Source organism: Nonomuraea longicatena, from assembly GCF_039525605.1.
GTDB lineage: Bacteria > Actinomycetota > Actinomycetes > Streptosporangiales > Streptosporangiaceae > Nonomuraea > Nonomuraea longicatena.
In genome coordinates, this window is sequence record NZ_BAAAHQ010000048.1 from 1 (window position 1) to 5,304 (window position 5,304).

4 protein-coding genes are annotated in these 5,304 nt (G+C 73.4%); all 4 read left to right on the forward strand.

Features of this window, described 5'->3' with window-relative positions; all coding sequences use genetic code 11:
- Window positions 1-553: DUF2399 domain-containing protein (locus tag ABD120_RS34935; protein ID WP_343954608.1), on the forward strand; the 553-nt coding region annotated here is incomplete at its 5' end.
- Between the two features lie 293 nt (window positions 554-846).
- A complete protein-coding gene (locus tag ABD120_RS34940; RefSeq protein WP_343954609.1) occupies window positions 847-2,586 on the forward strand; it encodes an ATP-binding protein in 1,740 nt (579 codons plus the stop codon).
- 8 nt (window positions 2,587-2,594) lie between these two features.
- The gene (locus tag ABD120_RS34945) at window positions 2,595-3,722 is read left to right on the forward strand and encodes an exonuclease SbcCD subunit D (protein WP_343954610.1); all 1,128 of its coding nucleotides are present in this window, start codon (window positions 2,595-2,597) and stop codon (window positions 3,720-3,722) included.
- Window positions 3,722-5,304: AAA family ATPase (locus tag ABD120_RS34950; protein WP_343954611.1), on the forward strand; the 1,583-nt coding region annotated here is incomplete at its 3' end. The genes ABD120_RS34945 and ABD120_RS34950, both read left to right, overlap by 1 nt.

Genomic DNA, 5,304 nt, shown 5'->3' on the forward strand with positions numbered 1-5,304 from the left:
CGACGCGCGGCGGGCGGCCTGGGAGGCGGTCGGCGTGCATGTGGACGAGCTGTCGTCGCTGGTCCTGAGCATCGGCCTGCCGGACGAGCCGGAGCCGGGCGAGCCCGGTGTCCGCACGCTGCGGCGGCTGCGGCGCTCGGGACCGATCCGCGCGGGCCTGGTCCGGCTGTGCGAGAACCCGGTCGTGGTGGCCTCGGCCGCCGACGAGCTGGGCGCGGCCTGTCCGCCGCTCGTCTGTGTGAACGGCCGGCCGTCGGCCGCCGTGTGGCGGCTGCTCGACCTGCTGGCGGCCGGAGGGGCGCGCTTCGCCTACCACGGCGACTTCGACTGGGGCGGGGCGGCGATCGCGGCGGCCGTGTACGCGCGGGTCGGCTTCACGCCGTGGCGCTACGACGCCGCCTCCTACCGGGGCGCGGCCTGCGACGCGCCGCTGACGGGCCGTCCCGTGGACACGCCGTGGGATCCCGGCCTGTCCGGGGCGATGCGGGCGCGGGGCGTCCGGGTGGAGGAGGAGCTGGTGCTCGGCGACCTCATGCGAGATCTGGCCGGGTGAACGCCGCTGGAGATCGCGGAAATGTCGGTGGCGTGCGCTTCAATGCCCCGCATGGCTATCGAGCCGCGCACAGCAGCGGCGGCAGCGCCGGTCACAGCGCCGATCACAGTGCCGGTCACAGTGCTGATCTCAGTGCCGGTCTCAGCGCCGGTCACAGGGCGGCTGTCGCCCACCGGGCGCGCGCCCGCATCGGGGGTCTGCCGCGGCGGCGTGCGACGAGCCGGTGATCCGATAAGCCAGACGCATCCCCGCACGCCCATTACGCTGCGATGCAGAGTGCAAAAGGGGGCTTCGTGACAGTCAATGGAGTGGCGGGCAGCATGACCACGGCCGTGACGGGTGAGGTGGTCGGCCGCGTGCTCGGCACCCAGGCGGCCTCCCCGCTGTCGTTCTGGATCGGCCTGGAGCCCGGCAAGGTCGTCCAGCTCGACGACGTGGTCGTGACCAGGCGCGAGGTGCCGGGTCACGGCCCGGTGCTGGTGGCCGGCGTGGTCACCGCCGTCGAGGCGCGCCACGAGGGCGCCGCCTACGACTCCGACGTGTTCCTCATCGCCGACGGCGCGCTGCCGGCCGCCGTCATCGAGGTCGCCGAAGTCAAGATCACCCGGGTCGAGCCGGAGATCCTGGTGCCGCCGCTGCCGGGCGAGAAGGTGTTCATCGCCGAGAGCGGCGACCGCGACCAGGCGCTCTACTTCGACGTCATGGAGCGGCGGGTCCCGCTCGGGCTCGGGCGCGACGGCCAGGCGCTGTACGTCAACTTCGACTTCCTGGACGGCACGCGCGGCGCGCACGTGTCGATCTCCGGCGTCTCCGGCGTGGCGACCAAGACCTCGTTCGCCACCTTCCTCCTGTACTCGATCTTCAACTCGGGCGTGCTGGGCGCGGAGTCCGCCAACACCAAGGCGTTGATCTTCTCCGTCAAGGGCGAGGACCTGCTGTTCCTCGACCACGCCAACACCCGCCACGTCGACGCGGGCGCGTACTCCCGGCTCGGGCTGCCCGCCCAGGCGTTCAAGAGCGTGCACGTCTTCGCTCCGCCCCGGCCCAACGACCCCAACGGCACCCCGCACGTCTCGGCCCGCACCCAGGGGGTGAGCTCGTTCTTCTGGACGCTGGTCGAGTTCTGCCAGGAGGAGCTGCTGCGCTTCGTCTTCGCCGACGCCGACGACGAGCGCGCCGGATACTCCCTGCTGGTCGGCCAGGTGGCGGCCCGGCTGCAGTCGTGGGCGGAGCCGGTCGGCGACGGCGGCGCGGTCCGGGTGCAGGGCACCGCCTGCCGCACCTTCTCCGACCTGGTCGAGCTGCTGTCCGAACAGCTCCAGGACGAGGGCACGCGCATGCAGTGGGCGGGCGCGCAGACGCCGCTCGGCACCGTGAACGCGTTCCTGCGCAGGCTGCGCAGCGCCGTGCGGGCGCTGTCGCCGATCGTGCGCGGCGACCTGCCCTTCTTCCGCGGCCACTCGATCCGCACCTCGGACGCCCAGGTCTCCATCGTCGACCTGCACAACCTGCCGGATCGGGCGCAGCGGTTCGTGGTGGGCGTGGTGCTGCGGGGGGAGTTCCACCGCAAGGAGTCCTCCGGCACCGCCAAGCCGCTGCTGTTCGTGGTGCTGGACGAGCTCAACAAGTACGCGCCGCGCGAGGGCGACTCGCCGATCAAGGAGATCCTGCTGGACGTGGCCGAGCGTGGCCGCAGCCTCGGCGTGATCCTCATCGGCGCCCAGCAGACGGCCTCGGAGGTCGAGCGGCGCATCGTCTCCAACAGTGCGGTGCGGGTGGCGGGCCGCCTCGACCCGGCCGAGGCCGCCCGCTCCGAGTACGGCTGGCTGCCGCCCGCCGTACGGGAACGGGCCACGATCGCCAAACCGGGCACCATGTTCGTCGCCCAGCCGGAGATCCCGGTGCCGCTGTCGGTGAGCTTCCCGTTCCCCGCCTGGGCCACGCGGCCCTCCGAGGCGCTGCCCATGGCGGTCAAGCACGACGACCCCTTCCAGGGGCTGCCCGCCGTCGAAGACGACATCCCGCCGTTCTAGGAGCACGAGTGAAGATCCTGCACACCGCCGACTGGCACGTGGGCAAGGTGCTCAAGGGCCGCTCGCGGGTGGACGAGCACCGCGCGGTGCTGCGCGAGCTGGTCGGCGCCGCCCGCGAGCACGACGTGGACGCGGTGATCGTCGCCGGCGACCTGTTCGACACCTCGGCGCCGACGCCGGAGGCGCAGTCGCTGGTGCTGCCCGCGCTCATGGCGCTGCGCGAGGACGGCAGGGACGTGGTGGTGCTCGCGGGCAACCACGACAGCCCGCAGCTGTTCGACGTCTACCGCCCGGTGCTCGGCGCGCTCGGCATGCAGGTGGTGGGCTCGTTCCAGCGCAGCCCGCTGTCGTTTCGCGCGCGCTCGGGCGAGGAGGTGCGGCTCGCGGTGCTGCCGTTCCTGTCGCACCGGTACGTGGTGCGCGCCGCCGAGGTGCTGACCGGCACGGCCGCCGAGCACAACCGCGACTACGCGGCCCGGATGGGCGAGCTGATCGCCGCGCTGACGGCCGGTTTCGAGCAGGACACCGTCAACCTGGTCGCCACGCACGGCACCCTGCCGGGCGGCAGGTTCGGCGGTGGCGAGCGTGAGGCGCAGTCGATCTTCTCCTACTACTTCGAGCCGGCCGCGTTCCCGCCGTCCACGCAGTACGCCGCGCTCGGCCACCTGCACCGGCGTCAGCAACTCCCCGGACCGTGCCCGATCTGGTACAGCGGCTCGCCGATCGCGGTCGACTTCGGCGAGGAGGGCAACACGCCGGGCGCGCTGCTCGTGGACGTCTCGCCGGGCCGTCCGGCCGTGGTGACCGAGCTGGCCTTCGCCGCCGCGCGCAGGCTGCGCACGGTCAAGGGCACACTCGACCAGCTTGAGGAACTGGAGGTGGGCGACGACTGGGTGAAGGTGGTCGTCGAGGAGCGCCCGAGGGTGGGCCTGGCCGACGACGTGCGCGACCTGCTGCCGGGGGCGATCGACGTGAGCCTCGACGAACGGTTCAAACCGGTCCACGCCGTACGGCAGAGCGGCACGGCCACCCGCTCCCCCCGCGAGTTGTTCCGCGAGTACCTCGATGCGACCGGCCGCCACGACGACCGGGTCGCCGACCTGTTCGACCGCCTGTACGACGAGGTAAGCGACTGATGCGCCCGCTGACACTGCACCTGGAGAGCTTCGGCAGCTTCCGCGAGCCCACCGAGGTCGATTTCACCGACATCGAGTACTTCGCCCTCGTCGGCCCCACCGGGGCGGGCAAGAGCACGGTCATCGACGCGATCTGCTTCGCTCTGTACGGCACGGTGCCGCGCTGGGGCAAGGAGAACGTCATCGCCCACGCCCTGTCGCCGTCGGCCGCCTCCGGCAAGGTGGGGCTGCTGTTCGAGAGCGGTGGGCGCACGTACGCCGTGGTCCGGGCGTTGGTTCGGGACGCCAAGGGGGTGGTCCGTACCAAGGAGGCGCGGATCGACGAGGTGTCGGGCGGTTTCGACGAGGTGGTCAAGCCGATCGCCGAGGGCGAGAACGTCACCGCGGAGGTCACGCGGGTGACCGGGCTGGAGTACCGGTTCTTCACGCAGTGCGTGGTGCTGCCGCAGGGCCAGTTCGCCGAGTTCCTGCACGCGGCGCCGCGCGAGCGCCAGGACCTTCTGGTGCAGCTCCTGGACGCCGACGTGTACGAGCGCATCAGGCAGCAGGCGGTGCGCGAGGAGGAGGACGCCAAGCGGGCGGCGGCCTTCGCCCGCGACCAGCGCGACAAGCTGTCGGGCGCCTCGGAGGAGGCCGAGCAGGAGGCGCAGAGCCGGGTCGAGGCGCTGCGCGCGCTGGCGGGCGGCATCGGGGCCGACCTCGAACTGCTGCGCGCCCGCGACGCGGGCGTGCGCCGGACCAAGGACGAACTGGCCGCGCTGACTTCGCGCATCACCGACCTGAGGGCGCTGGCGATGCCCGGTGAGGTGCCGACGCTGGCCGCCACCGCCCGCGAGGCCGGTGAGGCGGTGGCCGCATTGGAGATCGAGGCGGCGGCGCTGGAGGAGGACGAGCGGACGGCGGAGTCCGCGCTGGCCGGCCTGGGCGAGCCGGGGCTGCTGCGGGACGCGCTGGCCGCCCTCGACCGCCACGACCTGCTCGCCACCGCCAGGGCGAAGGCGGAGGAAGCCGCGTCGGCGGCCGCCCGGCTCGTGCCCGGCCTGGCCGAGCGGCAGCACGCGGCGGCCGGACGGCTGACGGCGGCCGAGACCGAACGCGACCGGCTGCGGCTCGCGCAGGCCGGCGCCGACCTCGCCGCCCGTCTGGCCTGCGGCGACCCGTGCCCGGTGTGCCGCCGGGTCGTGGACGAGCTGCCCGAGCACGGCTCGCTCGCCGACCTCGACGCCGCCGACCGCGCCGTGGCCGTCGCCAGAGGCGACGCCGAACAGGCCGGGAGCGAACACGGCAGAGCCGAGTCCCAATCCGGGGTGCTGGCCGCCCAGCTCACCCGTCTGGAAGCCGACCTGGCCGCCCACGCGGCGACCATGGAACACGCCCTGACACCGGTCCGCGCTCTGGCGGCGACCGGCGCCAAGGCCGCGACCGACGGCGAGGGGCGGGTCGGCGCCAAGGGCGCAGCCGATGGCGAGGGGAGCGCTGACGTCGAGGCCGTTCCCGGTGGGACGCGGTCCGTCGATCGGGGCTGGATCGACCGGCGGCTGGGCGAGGTCGCCAAGGCGGAGCGGGCCGCGCAGGATGCCCG